Raw genomic sequence first — 16,938 nt, forward strand, 5'->3', positions numbered from 1 at the left:
CCATGGACGAGTTGGATAACCACGTCACACTGACGGTTAACGGCATGGAATACGGCGGCTGGAAAAGCGTCGAAATCACCGCCGATCTCGAGCGTCAGTTCCGCACCTTCAAGCTCGACATTACCTGGCAATGGCCGGGGCAGGCGGTGAGCAAACCGATTAAACCCGGTGACCCCTGTGAAGTGAAAATCGGCAAGGACCTGGTGCTCACCGGTTACGTGTTCAAGGCGCCGATCCGCTATGACGGGCGGCAGATCAGCCTGACCATCGAAGGCAGTTCGAAGACCCAGGATCTGGTCGATTGCGCCGCTCGTAACCTGCCCAGCCAATGGCAGCAACAACCCTTGCTGACTATCGTCCGCGATCTGGCGAGCGAATATGGACTGTGGGTCGTCAATGAAATCAGCGACACCACACGCCTGACCAAACACACCATCGTGCCGGGTGAAACGGCATTCCAGTCGATCGACCGATTGCTGTCGCTGCTGCGGGTGTTTTCCACCGACAACGAGCTGGGCCAGTTGGTGTTGGCCAAACCCGGCAGCGGCGGCCGCGCCAGCGATGCGCTGGAGCTGGGCAAGAATATCTTGTCGGCCAGTGCGCCAATGGATTTCAGCCAGGTGTTCTCCGAGTATCGGGTGATCGGCCAGCAGAAAGGCTCGGATGCGAAAAGCGGCGCGGCGGTCAGCGAAGTCGAGTCGACGGCGGCCGACCTGAGTTTCAAACGGCGGCGCACCACGGTGATCAACGAAGGCACGCAACTGACCTTTGAGTTGGCGCAGCAGCGTGCCCAATGGGAAAGCGCGACTCGCATGGGCCGTGCGCAGACCACCACCTATCAGGTGCAGGGCTGGCGGCAGAGCAATGGCGATTTGTGGCGCCATAACACGCTGGTCAGGGTCAAGGACCCGGTGCTGGATTTCGATGGTGACATGCTGATTTCCAAGGTCACTTATTCGTTGTCGGCGCAGGGTTCGGTAACCACGCTGCAAGTGGCGCCGCCGCATACGTTTGATCCTGATCCGACGCCCCCGAAGCAATCCCAGGCCTGACGCAGGATCCTGCTGGGGACAATGGCCCCTGTGGGAGCGGGCTTGCCCGCGATAGCGGTCGTGACAACAAATACATTTTTTCCCTGACACACCGCCATCGCGGGCAAGCCCGCTCCCACAGGGTTTGTGTCGAAAAAGTCTAAGGAAACCCATGAGCCTACTGACACGCCTGCTGGCGCGCGGCACTGTCGTGCTCGCCAATTCGGCAACCAAGCTGCAATCGCTGCAAATGCGCCTCACCGCCGGTGAAGTCAACGACGACCTCGAACACTTCGAACCCTACGGTTTCACCAGCCATCCGCTGGCTGGCGCTGAAGGGGTCGTCACCTTCATCGGCGGCGACCGTTCCCACGCCATCGCCCTGGTCATCGCCGACCGTCGCTATCGCCTGCAAGCGCTCGCTGCCGGTGAAGTGGCGATCTACACCGACGAGGGCGACAAAATTCATTTCAAGCGCGGGCGGATCATCGACATCGAAACCGCCACGCTGAACATCCGCGCCAGCAGCGCGGTGAACTTCGAAACGCCGGTGATAAACCAGACCGGCAAGATCGTTTCCACCGGTGATCAACTGGCTGGCGGCATCAGCCAGATCAAACACGTGCATGTTGGCGTGCAGGCCGGCAACGGTCAGACCGGCGCGCCGGCAGGAGGCCAGTGATGTTCATCAGCCAGAACCTCCACGCCGCGCTGACCCGCGCCGTGCTCATCAGTCTGTTCACCTGGCGTCGCGCCGCTGATGACGACGCCCTCGATGACGAAGAACGCTTCGGCTGGTGGGGCGACAGTTTCCCCACGGTTGCCGACGATCGCATCGGCTCGCGGCTGTGGCTGCTGCGCCGGGTCAAGCTGACCCGGCAGACGCAAATGGACGCCGAATTTTATGCCCGCGAAGCCCTGCAATGGCTGCTCGACGACGGCCACTGCAGCGCCATCGACATCATCAGCGAACGCCTCGACGCCCAGCGCCTCAACCTGCGCACGATCCTCACGCTGGCCGACGGCGAACGTCTGGACATCAACCCCGATAACAGTTGGCAGGTGATCTATGCCGTTTGAAACCCCTTCGCTGCCGGTGCTGATCAAACGCACCCAAAGCGACCTGGCCGGCGATTCGTTGCGCCAGTCCGATGCGCAAGTGCTCGCCCGCACCCTCGGCGGCGCCGCTTATGGCTTGTACGGTTATCTCGACTGGATTGCCGAGCAGATCCTGCCCGACAAAGCCGATGAGTCAACCCTGGAACGCATCGCCGCGCTGCGCCTGAATCAGCCGCGCAAAGCCGCGCAAGTGGCTACCGGCAGCGTCAGTTTTACCGCCACTCCCGGCGCCGTGCTCGACGTCGACACTCTGCTGCAAGCGAACGATGGCCGCACCTACAAAGTCACCACGGCGCGCACCACGGTCAATGGCAGCAACAGCACCACGATTGCGGCGCTGGAGGCCGGCAGTCTGGGCAACGCTGATGCGGGTCTGACGCTGACCCCGGTGCAGCCGATTGCCGGGATTGTCGGCAACAGCTTCGTGGTGCTGGCGCCGGGCCTCAGCGGCGGTGTGGCGCGGGAAAGCCTCGAATCGCTGCGCTCGCGGGTCATCCGTTCCTACCGCGTGATTCCCCACGGTGGCGCGGCCAGCGACTACGAAACCTGGGCGCTGGAAGTGCCGGGTGTGACGCGGGCGTGGTGCCGGGGCGGCCTGCTCGGGCCGGGCACGGTGACGGTGTTCATCATGCGTGATGAAGACCCGCAACCGGTGCCGAACGATGAGCAGTTGGCGGAGGTTCAGGAGTACATCGAACCGCTGCGTCCGGTGACCGCGGAAGTGCACGTGCAGCGACCGGTTCAGGTGCCGGTGGTGTATCGCTTCAAGAGCGTCAATCCGGACACCACCGCCGTGCGCGCCGCCGTTGAAGCGCAGTTGCGCGATCTGCACAACCGCGAGGCCGATCTCGGTGTGCCGCTGCTGATCAGCCATATCCGCGAAGCGATCAGCAGCGCCGGCGGCGAATACGATCACACGCTCACTGCTCCGGCCGCTGACGTGCCGGCCGGGCAGAGCGAACTGCTCACCTTCGGAGGCTGCGTATGGGGGGCATAAGAACCGCCGCGCAATACCAGGCGCAGTTGCGCGCCTTGCTGCCCAGTGGCCCGGCATGGGATCCGGAGCGGGTGCCCGAGCTTGAGGAAGTGCTGCAAGGCGTCGCCGTCGAACTGGCCCGTCTGGATGCGCGCGCCGCCGACCTGCTCAACGAAATGGACCCGGCCGGCGTCAGCGAACTGGTGCCGGACTGGGAGCGGGTGATGAACCTGCCCGACCCGTGCCTGGGCGCCACGCCACTGTTCGACGACCGCCGCCTCGCCGTACGCCGCCGCTTGCTCGCGGTCGGCAGCCAGGCTGTCGGCTACTACCTCGACATCGCCAAAAGCCAGGGTTACCCCAACGCCAGCATCACCGAACACGAAGCCCCACGCATGGGCCGCGCCCGGTTTGGTTCGGCGCATTGGGGCACCTGGGAAGCGCAGTTCATGTGGACGCTCAACACCGGCGGCCGCCTGCTGCTCGGCCGCCGTTACGGCGCGAGCTACTGGGGCGAGCGCTTCGGCGTCAACCCGGGCTCGGCGCTGGAATGCCTGATCCACCGCAGCGCGCCGGCGCATACCAAGGTGCACATCAATTATGACTAGGGAGGGATGAGGGATGGATTATCCGAAGAGTGTGCCCAGTGCCGGCTTGGTGAATGGGAAGTTTGTTGATGAGAACCCTATGACGGGGACGCCGGGATCGTTGATTCCGGCGGATTGGGGTAACGGAGTTACCCAGGAAATTCTTAACGTGATCAAGGCGGCGGACCTGACGCCGGACGAGAAGAAATACGATCAGTTGTTGCAGGCGATTCAGAGCGTTTCGGCCAAGGGCTGGAATTTGGATTCGGCGTTGCCGATTGGCGCCTTGCCAACCGCCACCGTCGCTACGGCGGACGGGCGATTGCCAATCACACCGACCGCGTTTGCTACCAGTGGCGGGCGGTTATCTATTCTGCCCGGCGTACTGATCAGCCTGGGCCAAGAAGTGCTGGCAGGTCAGTTGGGTCGTCCGCGCACGTTTACGACACAAGCCTGGAGCAGTGCCGATCTTTTGCCCAACTCTGGTTACTTTCTGCGTGCGCAAGTGGTTGCGGGCCTGCTGACCTTCTACATGCAGCGCGGCACGATTTATGACGCTACACCGGAGGGTTTGAAGGGCACGATCAATGGAACGGCGGGAGGCGGTTTCCAGTCGACGACGCTGGATCTTTGTCTGGCATGGGTGGTGACGGCTGGTCCCGGCTCGGTACCAATTGTCCGGCCGATTTATAACCGCAGTCGCTTGTCGTGGACGCAAACAATCAGCGGTAATGGCGTGGTGTACCTGCCACTTGACCCGCATGCTCGTGCCGCTCGTCTGGTGGTGGGCAACGCGACGCCGCATCCGACACAAGTCACAGCTGTGAATTTCGCTACACCCGGATGGCTGGGCGCCAACTACTGTTTTCTCAACCCGAAGGTTGCCACGTCGAGCAACTGGGACGGCTGGGCCAATGCGGGTGAGACGGTGCGGGTTATTACCAACAACGAGGTGAATGACACAACCGTTTCGACATTGACCGCCAGCTTCGACCACAGCATTTTGCGTTCCCTGTGGCAGACCTATCAAGCCGAACACGCCTTCGGTGCTGATAACGGAACAAGTGACGAATTGCTGTTGAGCATGGGTATCAAAAATATCCTTCCAAGCGACTACTCCAACGGTATTGCGATCAACTTTACAGCAGCGGTGAATATCAATCTTTCCTGGGAGTTGATCCGATGATCATCATTCAAGAAATGCATCAGTTCGAGGACGGTTTGCGTGCTGCACAGCCTTCTCCTGCCCATGAGTGGGTCGCTGAAGCATGGCAGCTCAATACGGGCAGGGTCGCCGAACTGGAACTGCTGGAAGCCGAACGCCTCTGCGGCATGATCGACGCCGCTGCTGATAACGTCCGCTCGGTGCTGGCCGGCGACCCGCTCAAAGCCATGGAATACGCCCAGGCCGCCGCCGACGCGCAGGCTTATCAGGACGCCGGTTACCCAAAAAAAGAAGTGCCGCTGTCGGTCGCCGCGTGGGTTGTCAAAGGCCGCAGCGCCAAACAGGCCGCCGAGCAGATTCTGAGTAAGGCGGAGCAGTTGACTGACCATTTGCTCACTCTGCGCACTTTGCGCCTGAAGGCCAAGGCGCAGATTCGCGCACAGGCGGGCAAGGGCAAGGTCGATTTGGCGCGTGGCGCCGCAGACGATGCGTTGATCGGGATTCGTGCCCTGATCAACGGTATATCCAGCTAGGCAACAAGGTCCACTTCTACGTCACCGACGCCACGCGATATGGGCTTGTTTAGTTTGTACATCATTTGGCCTGTGGCGCCCCGCGCGACCGCAAGGATCGAAGTCATCGTTAAGGAAAAAGACAATGGATTATCCAATCAGTGTGCCAAGCGCAGGCTTGGTCAATGGCATGTTTGTTGATGAGGACGCGCTCGCGGGCACACCCGGCTCGTTGATTCCCGCGAGATGGGGCAACGGCGTGACGCAGGAAATTCTCGGCGTTGTGCGGGCTGCTGGAATGACACCGACCGAGACTTCAAATACACAAATGCTCGACGCGCTACGTAGCTCGCAGCTCTTCAAAACCCCGGCGCAATTCGATTTCAGCCGTTCAGTGGCTACGGCCGAGTTCGTGCAGCGTGCACTGGGCAATCACGCAGGGTCTCGTGACATCGCAGCCACGGCGCAACTTTCTCTTGCGGATGTGGGATGGGCGATCGGCCTGGGCGGAAACTCGGCCTATACCGTGTCTTTGCCAGACATCAAGTCAGTTCCCAATGGCGCAACGTTCACGCTGCATTGCCGTAGCAACGCCCCGGTCACTATTGCCTGTACAGGCATTGCGAAAATAAGCCCGCAAGGAGCTGAACTGACCTCGATTGTCATGAACAGTGGTGAGAGCGCCACCGTCGTCAGGGAAAACGGAGTCTGGGCAGTCCACGGCACCGCGAGTCTCAAATATGCCGCACTGTTTTCAGGGTTGACGGCTAACCCCGGGTATCAGAAGCACGCCAGTGGAAACATAGATCAATGGGGGACCGGCATTACGGATGCCAACGGTGAAATGTGGGTCAATTTCCCGGTTTCCTTCCCGAATGGTTTTTTCTCATGTGTCGCCAACCATGCCGGTGGCGAAGCGGCCATCGTGATTGTTGTCGGAGGCACCGCCACCAAGCAAGGCGTTCGCTTGAAAGTGCGCAACGCGGTCAACCAGCCTGGCGCTGGCTGGACCGTGTTTTATTTTGCCAAGGGTTATTGAATGAATACTACCAACGTGCTTTTCAGCGCCGGTACGCGAGGCGTGTATGTACCGGGTATCAATTCGTCGGACATTCCTGACGATGTCATCGAAATTCCCCAAGCCTATTGGATCTCGCTGCTGCAGCAACTGTCGGTCACCGCGAAAGTTATTGGCGTGCATGCTGAAAGCGGTTATCCGGTCCTGGTCGATCCACCGCCTCCTTCGGCAGAGGCGGCCGCAGGCTTCGAGCGCACCTGGCGCAACGCCCAGCTTGCCGCCACTGACGGCCTGGTCGCACGCGACCGTGATGAACTGGAGGACGGCGGCGGCACAACATTGACCACTGAACAATATGCCGAACTGCAAACTTATCGACGGGCGTTGCGCGAGTGGCCGCAAGGCTCATTCTTCCCGTCCAGCGCGCATAGGCCGGTGGCACCGAGCTGGCTGCCTGCTGCGCTTTAAATCATTAGGGACGTGATATGGATTATCCGAAAAGCATTCCGGGCTCAGGTCTGGAAAACGGCAGGTTTGTCGACGAAGACCCGATTGCAGGGACGCCGGGGTCACTGATCCCGGCGAGTTGGGGGAACAGTGTTACCGAGGAAATACTCAATGCAATCACGGCCGCTGGCCTGACACCTGATGAAAATCAGACCCATCAATTGGCTCAAGCCATTCGAGAGTTGTCCAGACCTGATCCGCTGCAAGCGTTTCCGGTGCAGGTCTATCGCAAGAATCTGTTGATCAATGGCGATTTCAGAATCTGGCAGCGTGGTGCGAGCAATCAGGCGCCAAATGTCGGCGGGTACGTGGCTGATCGTTTCCGTTGTGACTGGAACGGAAACGCCGGAGTGAGCATCACGCGGCAAAATTTTGCGCTCGGGCAAGGCGAGGTCTCTGATGAACCGGCCTGTTTCCTGCGCTGGCAGCAAACGTCCGCAGGGGCGGGAGCTACCGTTCACAAAATCTCCCAGAATATAGAGTCGGTCAGAACGCTCGCCGGAAAAACGGCAACGCTGACGTTTTGGGCTCGATCCGATGCCGTGCGGCCTTTGCAAATAACGATTGCGCAGCAATTCGGAGTAGGTGGATCGGCAGCCGTTGGGAAACTGATTGATACGTTTCAACTGAACACAGTGTGGACGCGCTACACCGCAACGTTTCAGGTGCCCGCCATTGCGGGGAAAATGCAAGGCAGCGGCGACTGTCTGACATTGGCGTTCGATCTGCCTCTCAACGTTCTGCAAACGGTCGATCTGACACAGATCCAATTGGAGGAGGGGCCTGTGTCCACTCCCTTTGAGCTTCGTCCCTTAGCGCAGGAGCTGGCGTTATGTCAGCGCTATTACGAAAAGTCATTTGCTTCCGGGTTGCCGGTCAAAGCCAATAATGGCACCAATACGTGTATCTCGACGTTTACTCAGGTCCCGGCAGGAAATATCGGCCAATACGGGATGACGATCGGCTTTCTGGTTCAGAAAAGGGTTCAACCGACTGTCACTGCCTATAGCCCGGCAGACAGCAGTAATCAGGTCTGGAATCAAACGATCAGCAAAGCTTGCACCGGCACGCTACTTCAAGGCGTAACGGATCGTAGTATTTCTTTTGCCACTGTCACGCCAGTCGGCAGCGCACCGGGGCAGACTTTACAACTGGAATGGACAGCGGACGCTGAAATCTAGGAGCGACACTCATGGCTTATCAACTAAGCGCTTGCGGCGTGTTGCGCCTGGCTGACTGTGCATTTATTCCACAGGACTCCAACAATCGCGACTGGCTAGAGTTCCAGCAGTGGCAGCTCTCGGGCGGGCAGGTGCTACCGGCGGATGGGGTACTCGCTGAAACTGGTGCAACCGGCACCCTGAAAACTCTGGCAAATAAATGGCTGGCAAGCATCAGCCGCCAGCCGTGATTCAATCGGGGCAACATCCAGGGAGGATCAAGCATCATGCAATTAACTGAAAAACACCTTATCGACATCATGCCCAACGCCCGCTCCCAAGCGGGCGTTTTTGTTTCGCCACTCAACACCGCGATGGCCAGGCAGCGCATCGATACGCCAAAACGTATCGCGGCTTTTCTGGCACAGGTCGGTCACGAGTCGGGCCAATTGCGTTACGTGCGCGAACTGGGCAACAACCAGTACCTGAGCAAATACGACACCGGCACGCTGGCGCTGCGTCTGGGCAATACTCCGGAAGCCGACGGCGACGGGCAAAAGTATCGCGGGCGTGGACTGATTCAGATCACCGGCCGGGCAAATTATCGTCAGTGCAGTCTCGGCTTGTTTGGCGATGAGCGTCTTTTGTCGTTGCCCGAATTGCTCGAGCAACCGCAATGGGCGGCCGAATCGGCGGCGTGGTTCTGGGGGCAGAAGGGCTTGAATGAACTGGCCGACGCGGACCAGTTCAACACCATCACCCGCCGGATCAACGGCGGGTTGAACGGCTTGCAGGATCGCCTCGAGATTTGGGCGCGGGCGAGGGCGGTGCTATGTCCGGCTCCTGGCGCGTGATGGGTCTGTTGCTGCTGGTGACCGGGGCGTTTGCAGCGGCATGGCAGTTTCAGGACTGGCGCTACGGGCGGCAATTGGCCGAGCAGGCGCGGTTAAACGCCGAAACCCTCAATCAACTGACGCAGACCGCCGCCACCGCGCAACAGGCCGAGCAGGATAGACGCCTGGCACTGGAGCAGCGGCTCGCGGCCAGTGAGCAAACCCATTATCGAGCGCTGAGCGATGCCCAACGTGATCAGGATCGCTTGCGCGATCGCCTTGCTACTGCCGATGTGCGGCTGTCAGTCCTTCTCGACGCCGGCGACGTTGCCCACGGCTGTGCGATGCCAGCCGCCGCCGGCACCAGCGGCGTGGATTCTGCAACCGTACGCGCCCGACTTGACCCGGCGCATGCTCAACGAATTATCGCCATCACCGACACCGGCGACCGTGGATTGATTGCGTTGCAGGCCTGTCAGGCCTATGTCAGAGCGCTGGCGCCCGAACATCTTGAATGATTCTGTGTATTGAAAGCGCGTCCGGCTCGTGTACGGTGGAGGCATTCCACACGATCCGGAGCTCGCCGTGAAAGAGACCACCCAACTGGCCGCAGAACTGGGCCGACGTCTGCAAGTGCTCAATGCTCATGTCACTACCGCCGAGTCCTGTACCGGTGGCGGTATCGCCGAAGCGATTACGCGGATTCCGGGCAGTTCGGCCTGGTTTGAAGCGGGGTACGTGACGTACTCCAATCGGCAGAAAACCCGGCAGCTGGATGTGCCAGGCGATTTGTTCGAGACGGTAGGGGCGGTCAGTCGTGAAGTGGTCGAGGCCATGGTGCGTGGTGCGCAGCATCACAGCCTGGCGCATTTTGCCGTGGCGGTCAGCGGTGTCGCCGGCCCCGACGGTGGCACGCCGAACAAACCGGTGGGCACAGTGTGGCTGGCCTGGGGTGTGGGCGATGAGGTTTATAGCGAGGTTCAGCACTTCCCCGGTGGTCGTGATGAAGTCCGCCGACAAACGGTGAAGGCCGCGCTAGAGGGGCTTGTGCGACTAGCGGCACGAGAAATCGAAAATCAGGGGTAGGCGATCTTCGAACGCTGTGGAATAATACTGGCTACTTATACAGGTGTTGGCCGTCAGGCCTTATTGATTACGTGAGGACTTTAATGGACGACAACAAGAAGAAAGCCTTGGCTGCGGCCCTGGGTCAGATCGAACGTCAATTCGGCAAGGGTGCCGTAATGCGTATGGGCGATCAGGACCGTCAGGCGATCCCGGCCATCTCTACTGGCTCTCTGGGTCTGGACATCGCACTCGGCATCGGCGGTCTGCCAAAAGGCCGTATTGTTGAAATCTACGGTCCTGAATCCTCCGGTAAAACCACGCTGACGTTGTCCGTGATCGCCCAGGCGCAAAAAGCCGGCGCGACCTGCGCATTCGTCGACGCCGAGCACGCCCTCGATCCAGAGTACGCCGGCAAGCTGGGCGTCAACGTTGACGACCTGCTGGTTTCCCAGCCGGACACCGGCGAACAGGCCCTCGAAATCACCGACATGCTGGTGCGCTCCAATGCCGTTGACGTGATCATCGTCGACTCCGTGGCGGCACTGGTACCGAAGGCTGAAATCGAAGGTGAAATGGGCGACATGCACGTCGGCCTGCAAGCACGTCTGATGTCTCAGGCGCTGCGTAAAATCACCGGTAACATCAAGAACGCCAACTGCCTGGTCATTTTCATCAACCAGATCCGTATGAAAATCGGCGTGATGTTCGGCAGCCCGGAAACCACCACCGGTGGTAACGCGCTGAAGTTCTACGCCTCGGTTCGTCTCGACATCCGCCGTACCGGCGCGGTGAAGGAAGGCGACGAAGTGGTCGGCAGCGAAACCCGCGTCAAGGTTGTGAAGAACAAGGTGGCTTCGCCGTTCCGTCAGGCCGAGTTCCAGATTCTTTACGGCAAAGGCATCTACCTCAACGGCGAGATGATCGACCTGGGTGTGCTGCACGGTTTTGTCGAGAAGTCCGGCGCCTGGTACGCCTACGAAGGCACCAAGATCGGTCAGGGCAAGGCCAACTCGGCCAAGTTCCTGGCGGACAACCCGGAAATCGCCGCGAAGCTCGAGAAGCAGCTGCGTGACAAGCTGCTGTCGCCAGCGGTGATCGCGGATTCCAAGGCCTCGGCGGTCAAAGAGACCGAAGACGACCTGGCCGACGCTGATCTCTGATATCAGCGATGACCACCGCCGTACTGGATACCCTCGTCGCGGTGCGGCGAACCGCCATGGACCTGCTCGCACGTCGCGAGCATGGTCGAGTCGAGTTGACGCGTAAGCTGCGTCAGCGCGGCGCCGAGGCGGAGCTGATCGAAACAGCCCTCGACCGTTTGACGGAAGAGGGTCTGCTTTCCGAAGCCCGTTACCTTGAAAGCTTTGTCTCCTACCGAGCCCGTTCCGGCTATGGCCCTCTGCGAATTCGCGAGGAGCTCAGCCAGCGGGGTTTGCAACGTACCGATATCGAAATCGCCCTGCGCGAAAGTGGTATCAATTGGCAGGCGCAGCTTCAGGATACGTGGCAACGTAAGTTCTCCGGACATTTACCGATTGATGCGAAAGAACGGGCCAGGCAAGGCCGGTTTCTGGCGTATCGGGGGTTCTCGATGGAGATGATCAACCGCTTGTTCAGCGGTCGAGGGATAGACGATTAGACCGATTCAACAAAAAAGGCCCGCTATTTTTTAGAAAATAGCGGGCCTTTTTTTTGCCTTCAAATTACGTTGAAAGGCTCGCGTGAGCGTTGTGCAATGGGCGGTTTTGAATCGGCCCAGTTTTCCGGCAGATTGATAAAGTCCACCAACTCCCTCAGACGACCATGGGTACGGCCATTGAAGGCAAAGGCCAGCCGTGCCAGATGGCTGAACTGCGCATCGTCGTGTTCTTCGCCGCTGTAGGCATGTTGGTGGAACTGGTCGCTCAGGCACAGATCAGCAAACTCCTCCTGCATCCGCGCCAGTGCCTGGTCGCTGAGCTTGTGGTTCATGCGAATCACAAATTGCCGCTTGAGCCAGCGGCTGGAGTGGAAGTTGCTGTAGAACTGATTGATCTCTTCCACCGCTTCTTCAACGCTGTAGACCAGTCGCATCAGCTTCATATCGGTCGGCAGGATGTAGCGGTTTTCTTCCAGCTGATTGCGGATGAAGTCCAGCGCGCCTTGCCAGAACGTCCCGCCCGGAACATCCAGCAACACCACCGGCACCAATGGGCTTTTGCCGGTCTGAATCAGCGTCAGCACTTCCAGCGCTTCATCAAGGGTGCCAAACCCGCCCGGGCACAGCACCAGCGCGTCAGCCTCTTTGACGAAGAACAGTTTTCGGGTGAAGAAAAAGTGGAAGGGCAACAGATTGTCGGTGCCGTCGACGGTGGGATTGGCATGTTGCTCGAAGGGCAGGGTGATATTGAAACCCAAGCTGTGATCTCGACCGGCTCCTTCGTGGGCGGCGGCCATGATGCCGCCGCCGGCGCCGGTGATGACCATCATCTCTGCGCGTGTCAGTGCTGCGCCGAGTTCGCGGGCCATTGCATACAGCGGATGCTCCACTGGCGTACGTGCCGAGCCGAACACGGTAACTTTGCGCCGGCCCTTGAATTGCTCGAGTACACGAAATGCTTGCTCCAGTTCACGCAGGGCTTGCAGGGTGATCTTGGCGTTCCAGCGGTTGTGGTCTTCCTGAGCCATGCGCAGCACGGTCAGGATCATGTCACGGTAGATGGGGATGTTCGGGCTGTTGGTGGAAATATGACTGAGTTGGGCTTCGACCTGGCTGACAAGGTCGCCGCTTTCCTGAAAATGACGGCTCAAGAGGTCATTCGGTTGATAAGGCATTCAACGTCTCCTTCAGTACAGGGCGGGTAGCCCGGACAACCAGCGTCCGGGTCGCACTGCAAAAACACACAGGGCCGGCAGTTCCATTTCTGCCGTTAACGAATGATCGGGAATACTCTCAATCTAGACCCTCGCACGCATTCGCGCTGACTTGAACAGTGCGCTGTAACGTTTTGTCTGGCAACCGCTTACTGATTTGCGCCAAAGCCCCGCCGCTCGTCTGAACGTATCGCAAAGGGCCATCACTCTGATTTACTCAAATACAGACGTCGCAAGACAACCTTGCGCTTGCGCAAGGCAAAGCAATTCAAGGATTCGTGGGTGGCAAGGAGGCGGGATGCATGGTCAGAGTGGTTCTGGAGATCGATACTCAGCTGTATCGAATGTTGCAGGAGTCGGCCGAGACGCATCAATTGAGTCTCGAAGAAGAGTGCTGCCGACGATTGGCCGGCGGCGAGCGTCGCTCGCGCTATCTGCAGGCGCTAGTGGCGGAATTGCGCGCCGAGGATGAGCAGCGGCGCGCCAAGGCTTCGCGCTGATTACTTCTTCTTCGCTGGCGCGGCTTTCGGGCAATCGGATTCCTGGTAACTGGCCGAGCCGATCGCTTTGTTGGTTTTCACTTCGGTGAAGTCGTAACGCATGATCGCGCCCTTGGCCATCAGCTTGCGGTACGACGGGTTGTTGCACACCGACGCGCCCAACTGGAAATACACAGCCTTGGGATCGGCGCGCATCTTGTCGGCGTGGCTCTTTTGCACGCTCAGATGGTTGATCAGCTGCGTGCCTTCGACGGTGTAGCCTTGATCAAGAATGTCTTCATTGATCGCCCGTGGCGTGCCGACGCTGCTTTGGGCGGCGACGTTGCGCAGCTCTCTGTTCAGATTCTGCTCACTCAGGGACGCAGCCTGAGCGGTAAAGGACGACGCCAGCAGAATGGCAGCGGTGGGAACGATAAGGCGCAGCATGAAACTCTCCTGATTCGGTGACTGGTGGTTCGACCCGTCACGGGGCGGTGCGTTCAGTGGCGGCGAATTATAGGGGAGCCGGTCTGGACGGTACAGGCTTGTGGCCGACGCTCTGGTAAACTGCCGGCCTTTATTGCCCTGCCGAGTGTCGTTCGTGTCGAGTTTCCCTGTCTGCCGGTGTTGCCTGCGATGAACCATGCCCCCAACGCCGTGGCCCGCCTGCGCGATCAGCGCGAAGACGAAGGCATCAAGCCGATTCAGGCGCGCGGCTTTCGCTCCGAGCGTTGCCGCGATTGCCGGGTCATCATCAGTCATTGCCTGTGCGCGTGGCGGCCAAGCGTCGACACCCGCTCCGGCGTGTGCCTGATCATGACCGGCAAGGAAGTGTTCAAGCCAAGCAACACCGGTTGGCTGATTGCCGATGTGGTGCGCGACAACCATGCGTTCATCTGGTCACGCACCGAGCCCGACCCGCAGATGCTTGCACTGCTCAACGATCCGCAATGGCAGCCGTACCTGGTGTTTCCGGGCGAGTATGTCGAACCGTCGCGGGTGACCAACACGGTGACAGTCGATAGCAGCAAGCGCCCGCTGTTCATTCTGCTCGATGCGACCTGGACGGAGGCGCGCAAGATCTTTCGCAAGAGTCCGTATTTCGACCGCTTGCCGATCCTCAGCCTGCTGCCCGACAAACTCTCGCGCTATCGCTTGCGCCGTTCGACCCGCAGCGAGCACCTGTGCACCGCCGAAGTCGCGGCGTTGTGCCTGGAACTGGCCGGTGACAGCGAAGCCGCTTCGGCGCTGGACGCCTATTTCGATGTGTTCAGCCAGCATTACCTCGGTGCCAAGCAGCAACTGGACATGAATGAATCGACGCCCGCCCATGCCGAGCTGCTGCCCTATATACGAAAGCCGCAGCCGGCGTTGGCCCGATAGTGGCCCATACTGTCGACAGCGCTGGCCATCTTGCTTGACCACCCCGGCTGCGCTGGGCATGCTTGGCGCCGATTAGGGTGCGGCCAAGGTTTGAGACGCCGTGTTTGCTGTTGATTGGCGTCGAACGTGCCCCTGTGGATATCGCTTCCAAGCGTTGTCTCGAGTTGCTTTGGCCAGGCCGGAATCTACCGCGTCTGCCATCAAAAACAGGATCATTTGAAAAATGGCCACATACGACATCCTGATTGCCGATGATCACCCCCTGTTTCGCAGCGCCCTGCACCAAGCGGTGACGCTGGGCCTTGGCCCGGACGTGCGACTGGTGGAGGTGGCGAGCATTGCCGAACTGGAAGCTCGCCTGACTGAAAAGGCTGACTGGGATCTGGTCCTGCTGGACCTGAACATGCCCGGCGCCTACGGTTTTTCCGGGCTGGTGCTGCTGCGCGGGCAGTATCCGCAGATTCCGGTGGTGATGGTCTCTGCCCAGGAAGAAGCCTCGGTGATGGTCAAATCCCGCGAGTTCGGCGCCAGTGGTTTCATTCCCAAGTCCAGCGATCTGAGCGTGATTCAGGAAGCGGTGCGCAAGGTGCTCGATGGCGACGTGTTCTGGCCGCCGCAAGCGTTCGAAGCAGTCAGCGTGTCGGATGAGGCCAAAGCTGCCAGTGATGGCCTCGCCAGCCTGACGCCGCAACAGTTCCGGGTGCTGACCATGGTCTGCGAAGGTCTGCTGAACAAGCAGATCGCTTATGAGCTGAGCGTGTCGGAAGCGACCATCAAGGCCCACGTCACGGCGATCTTTCGCAAATTGAACGTGCGCACTCGCACGCAAGCGGCTTTACTGCTGCAACAACTTGAGTCAATTCCGAGCCAGTGATGGCTGGCGGTTTCACGCTTTTTTGACTTTCGTTGATCTAGCTTCCCCACACCTTTTTGGCTGGTTTCTTTCTTATGTCACCTTTCAAGGGCCAGACCGGCCTGAAACGCATCCTCAACGCGTCCGGCTATTCGCTCGATGGCCTGCGCGCCGCCTTCACTGGCGAAGCGGCATTCCGCCAACTGGTGCTGCTCAACGTGGTGCTGATTCCGCTGACATTCTTCCTCAATGTCAGCCGGGTCGAGCAGGCGGTGTTGATCGCGGTTTGCTTGCTGGCGCTGATTGTCGAGCTGCTCAATTCGGCGGTGGAAGCGGCCATTGACCGCATCTCGCTGGAATTGCACCCGCTGTCGAAGAACGCCAAGGACATGGGCAGCGCCGCGCAGTTCGTGGCGCTGAGCATGATCGGACTGGTGTGGGCGGTGATTCTGCTTTAAGCGATGGTCGGCAAGACGATCTCGTCGCTGCGCTGCACCCCGGCGGTGAACGCGCGACACAGCTCGAGAAACTCGCGCATGGCCGAGGTCTGGTATTTCTGTTTGTGCCAGATGAAATAGAACTGCCGGGCCAGGTCCAGATCCGGCGTCTCCACCGGCACCAGACTGCCGCGCCGGAAGGCATCGCGCAGCGCCAGCCGCGAAATGCAGCCAATCCCCAGCCCTGATTCCACTGCGCGCTTGATCGCTTCGGTGTGTTCCAGCTCGAGACGAATATTCAGCGCGCTGCGATGGTGACGCATAGCCTGGTCGAAGGTCAGCCGCGTGCCGGAACCCTGTTCCCGCAGAATCCATGCCTCATGGGTCAGCTCTTCCATTGTCGCACTGCCGCGTTTGGCCAACGGATGCTGCGGCGCGCAAAACACCACCAACTCATCCTCGACCCAACTCTGCACTTCGATGTCCGGGTGGCTGCAATCGCCTTCGATTAGACCCAGATCAATTTCGTAGTGGGCGACCTGCTGCACGATATTGGCAGTGTTCTGCACGTGCAGCTTGACCTGACTTTCGGGGTGGCGCTGCATGAAACTGCCGATCAGCAGGGTGGCCAGATAGTTGCCAATGGTCAGCGTCGCCCCCACTGATAACGAGCCGAAACCGGATTTGCCATTAAGCAGGTCTTCGATTTCCTTGGCCTGGTCGAGCAGGGCCACCGCTTGCGGCAACAGTTGTTTGCCGAGGGCGTTGAGGCTCAGGCGTTTGCCGGCGCGGTCGAACAGCTGGCAACTGGACTGGCGCTCAAGCTCGGTGATCGAAGTACTCGCCGCCGATTGCGAGAGGTTGAGCAGACCCGCAGCACGGGATACGCTTTCCTGCTGGGCGACGGCGACGAAGACTTGCAGTTGACGGAGAGTAAATCGCATATCGATATAACCG

At 59.7% G+C, this 16,938-nt stretch carries 23 protein-coding genes; 20 read left to right on the forward strand and 3 right to left on the reverse strand.

Annotation, left to right across the window (positions count from 1 at the left end; all coding sequences use genetic code 11):
• Positions 1–2: 2 nt before the first annotated feature.
• From AB4N85_RS00955 to recX, 16 genes are all read left to right on the forward strand, one after another.
• Positions 3–1,052 carry a phage baseplate assembly protein gene (locus AB4N85_RS00955; RefSeq protein WP_460066610.1) on the forward strand — a complete coding sequence of 350 codons (1,050 nt, stop codon included), beginning with the start codon at positions 3–5 and terminating at the stop codon, positions 1,050–1,052.
• A gap of 151 nt (positions 1,053–1,203) precedes the next feature.
• Positions 1,204–1,713 carry a phage baseplate assembly protein V gene (locus tag AB4N85_RS00960; RefSeq protein WP_460060061.1) on the forward strand — a complete coding sequence of 170 codons (510 nt, stop codon included), beginning with the start codon at positions 1,204–1,206 and terminating at the stop codon, positions 1,711–1,713.
• Positions 1,713–2,111, forward strand: a complete 399-nt coding sequence (locus AB4N85_RS00965; RefSeq protein WP_041478092.1) for a phage GP46 family protein — start codon at positions 1,713–1,715, stop codon at positions 2,109–2,111. Before AB4N85_RS00960 ends, AB4N85_RS00965 begins: the two co-directional genes overlap by 1 nt.
• Entirely contained in the window at positions 2,101–3,147 is a 1,047-nt protein-coding gene (locus tag AB4N85_RS00970) for a baseplate J/gp47 family protein (RefSeq protein ID WP_323167455.1), read from the forward strand. Before AB4N85_RS00965 ends, AB4N85_RS00970 begins: the two co-directional genes overlap by 11 nt.
• Entirely contained in the window at positions 3,135–3,734 is a 600-nt protein-coding gene (locus AB4N85_RS00975) for a YmfQ family protein (protein WP_041478090.1), read from the forward strand. Before AB4N85_RS00970 ends, AB4N85_RS00975 begins: the two co-directional genes overlap by 13 nt.
• 13 nt (positions 3,735–3,747) lie before the next feature.
• The gene (locus AB4N85_RS00980; protein WP_315436155.1) at positions 3,748–4,899 is read left to right on the forward strand and encodes a phage tail protein; all 1,152 of its coding nucleotides are present in this window, start codon (positions 3,748–3,750) and stop codon (positions 4,897–4,899) included.
• Positions 4,896–5,411 carry a phage tail protein gene (locus tag AB4N85_RS00985; RefSeq protein ID WP_095180513.1) on the forward strand — a complete coding sequence of 172 codons (516 nt, stop codon included), beginning with the start codon at positions 4,896–4,898 and terminating at the stop codon, positions 5,409–5,411. Before AB4N85_RS00980 ends, AB4N85_RS00985 begins: the two co-directional genes overlap by 4 nt.
• A gap of 124 nt (positions 5,412–5,535) precedes the next feature.
• A complete protein-coding gene (locus AB4N85_RS00990) occupies positions 5,536–6,429 on the forward strand; it encodes a gp53-like domain-containing protein (RefSeq protein WP_095180514.1) in 894 nt (297 codons plus the stop codon).
• Positions 6,430–6,876: a phage tail assembly chaperone gene (locus AB4N85_RS00995; protein WP_095180515.1), complete on the forward strand. Its 447-nt coding sequence runs from the start codon at positions 6,430–6,432 to the stop codon at positions 6,874–6,876.
• Between the two features lie 17 nt (positions 6,877–6,893).
• Positions 6,894–8,096 carry a carbohydrate-binding protein CenC gene (locus AB4N85_RS01000; protein ID WP_095180516.1) on the forward strand — a complete coding sequence of 401 codons (1,203 nt, stop codon included), beginning with the start codon at positions 6,894–6,896 and terminating at the stop codon, positions 8,094–8,096.
• Positions 8,097–8,107: 11 nt separating this feature from the next.
• Positions 8,108–8,326, forward strand: a complete 219-nt coding sequence (locus AB4N85_RS01005; protein ID WP_095180517.1) for a hypothetical protein — start codon at positions 8,108–8,110, stop codon at positions 8,324–8,326.
• Between the two features lie 36 nt (positions 8,327–8,362).
• Complete coding sequence (locus AB4N85_RS01010) at positions 8,363–8,929, forward strand: glycoside hydrolase family 19 protein (protein ID WP_310214538.1); 567 nt, start codon at positions 8,363–8,365, stop codon at positions 8,927–8,929.
• Positions 8,908–9,426, forward strand: coding sequence for a lysis system i-spanin subunit Rz (locus AB4N85_RS01015; protein ID WP_310214541.1), 519 nt, complete (start codon positions 8,908–8,910; stop codon positions 9,424–9,426). The genes AB4N85_RS01010 and AB4N85_RS01015 overlap by 22 nt, the downstream gene beginning before the upstream one ends.
• 67 nt (positions 9,427–9,493) lie before the next feature.
• A complete protein-coding gene (locus AB4N85_RS01020; protein WP_256810425.1) occupies positions 9,494–9,994 on the forward strand; it encodes a CinA family protein in 501 nt (166 codons plus the stop codon).
• An 83-nt stretch (positions 9,995–10,077) separates the two neighbouring features.
• The gene (gene recA / locus AB4N85_RS01025) at positions 10,078–11,136 is read left to right on the forward strand and encodes a recombinase RecA (RefSeq protein WP_024011876.1); all 1,059 of its coding nucleotides are present in this window, start codon (positions 10,078–10,080) and stop codon (positions 11,134–11,136) included.
• Positions 11,137–11,144: 8 nt separating this feature from the next.
• Entirely contained in the window at positions 11,145–11,615 is a 471-nt protein-coding gene (recX, locus tag AB4N85_RS01030) for a recombination regulator RecX (RefSeq protein ID WP_252877589.1), read from the forward strand.
• A 59-nt stretch (positions 11,616–11,674) separates the two neighbouring features.
• Here recX and AB4N85_RS01035 read toward each other — a convergent pair whose 3' ends face one another.
• Complete coding sequence (locus AB4N85_RS01035) at positions 11,675–12,790, reverse strand: LOG family protein (protein ID WP_252877590.1); 1,116 nt, start codon at positions 12,788–12,790, stop codon at positions 11,675–11,677.
• Between the two features lie 341 nt (positions 12,791–13,131).
• On the opposite strand from AB4N85_RS01035, the gene AB4N85_RS01040 reads away from it, so the two are divergent.
• Positions 13,132–13,329, forward strand: coding sequence for a hypothetical protein (locus AB4N85_RS01040; RefSeq protein WP_016770569.1), 198 nt, complete (start codon positions 13,132–13,134; stop codon positions 13,327–13,329).
• Here the strand turns inward: AB4N85_RS01040 and AB4N85_RS01045 are convergent, their stop codons facing one another.
• Positions 13,330–13,755, reverse strand: coding sequence for a PA3611 family quorum-sensing-regulated virulence factor (locus tag AB4N85_RS01045; RefSeq protein ID WP_007908738.1), 426 nt, complete (start codon positions 13,753–13,755; stop codon positions 13,330–13,332).
• Positions 13,756–13,944: 189 nt separating this feature from the next.
• Here AB4N85_RS01045 and AB4N85_RS01050 point away from each other — a divergent pair, with 189 nt between their 5' ends.
• The 3 genes from AB4N85_RS01050 to AB4N85_RS01060 all read left to right on the forward strand — a co-directional run bounded on the left by AB4N85_RS01050 (position 13,945) and on the right by AB4N85_RS01060 (position 16,002).
• Entirely contained in the window at positions 13,945–14,691 is a 747-nt protein-coding gene (locus AB4N85_RS01050; RefSeq protein WP_041478083.1) for a tRNA-uridine aminocarboxypropyltransferase, read from the forward strand.
• Between the two features lie 223 nt (positions 14,692–14,914).
• On the forward strand, positions 14,915–15,565 hold the full coding sequence (erdR, locus tag AB4N85_RS01055; RefSeq protein WP_016771412.1) for a response regulator transcription factor ErdR: 651 nt from the start codon (positions 14,915–14,917) through the stop codon (positions 15,563–15,565).
• A 74-nt stretch (positions 15,566–15,639) separates the two neighbouring features.
• A complete protein-coding gene (locus AB4N85_RS01060) occupies positions 15,640–16,002 on the forward strand; it encodes a diacylglycerol kinase (RefSeq protein WP_016771411.1) in 363 nt (120 codons plus the stop codon).
• Here the strand turns inward: AB4N85_RS01060 and AB4N85_RS01065 are convergent.
• Positions 15,999–16,925: a LysR family transcriptional regulator gene (locus tag AB4N85_RS01065; RefSeq protein ID WP_024011881.1), complete on the reverse strand. Its 927-nt coding sequence runs from the start codon at positions 16,923–16,925 to the stop codon at positions 15,999–16,001. The genes AB4N85_RS01060 and AB4N85_RS01065 overlap by 4 nt on opposite strands.
• Positions 16,926–16,938: the final 13 nt, after the last annotated feature.

Source organism: Pseudomonas sp. H1_G08 (assembly GCF_054681355.1).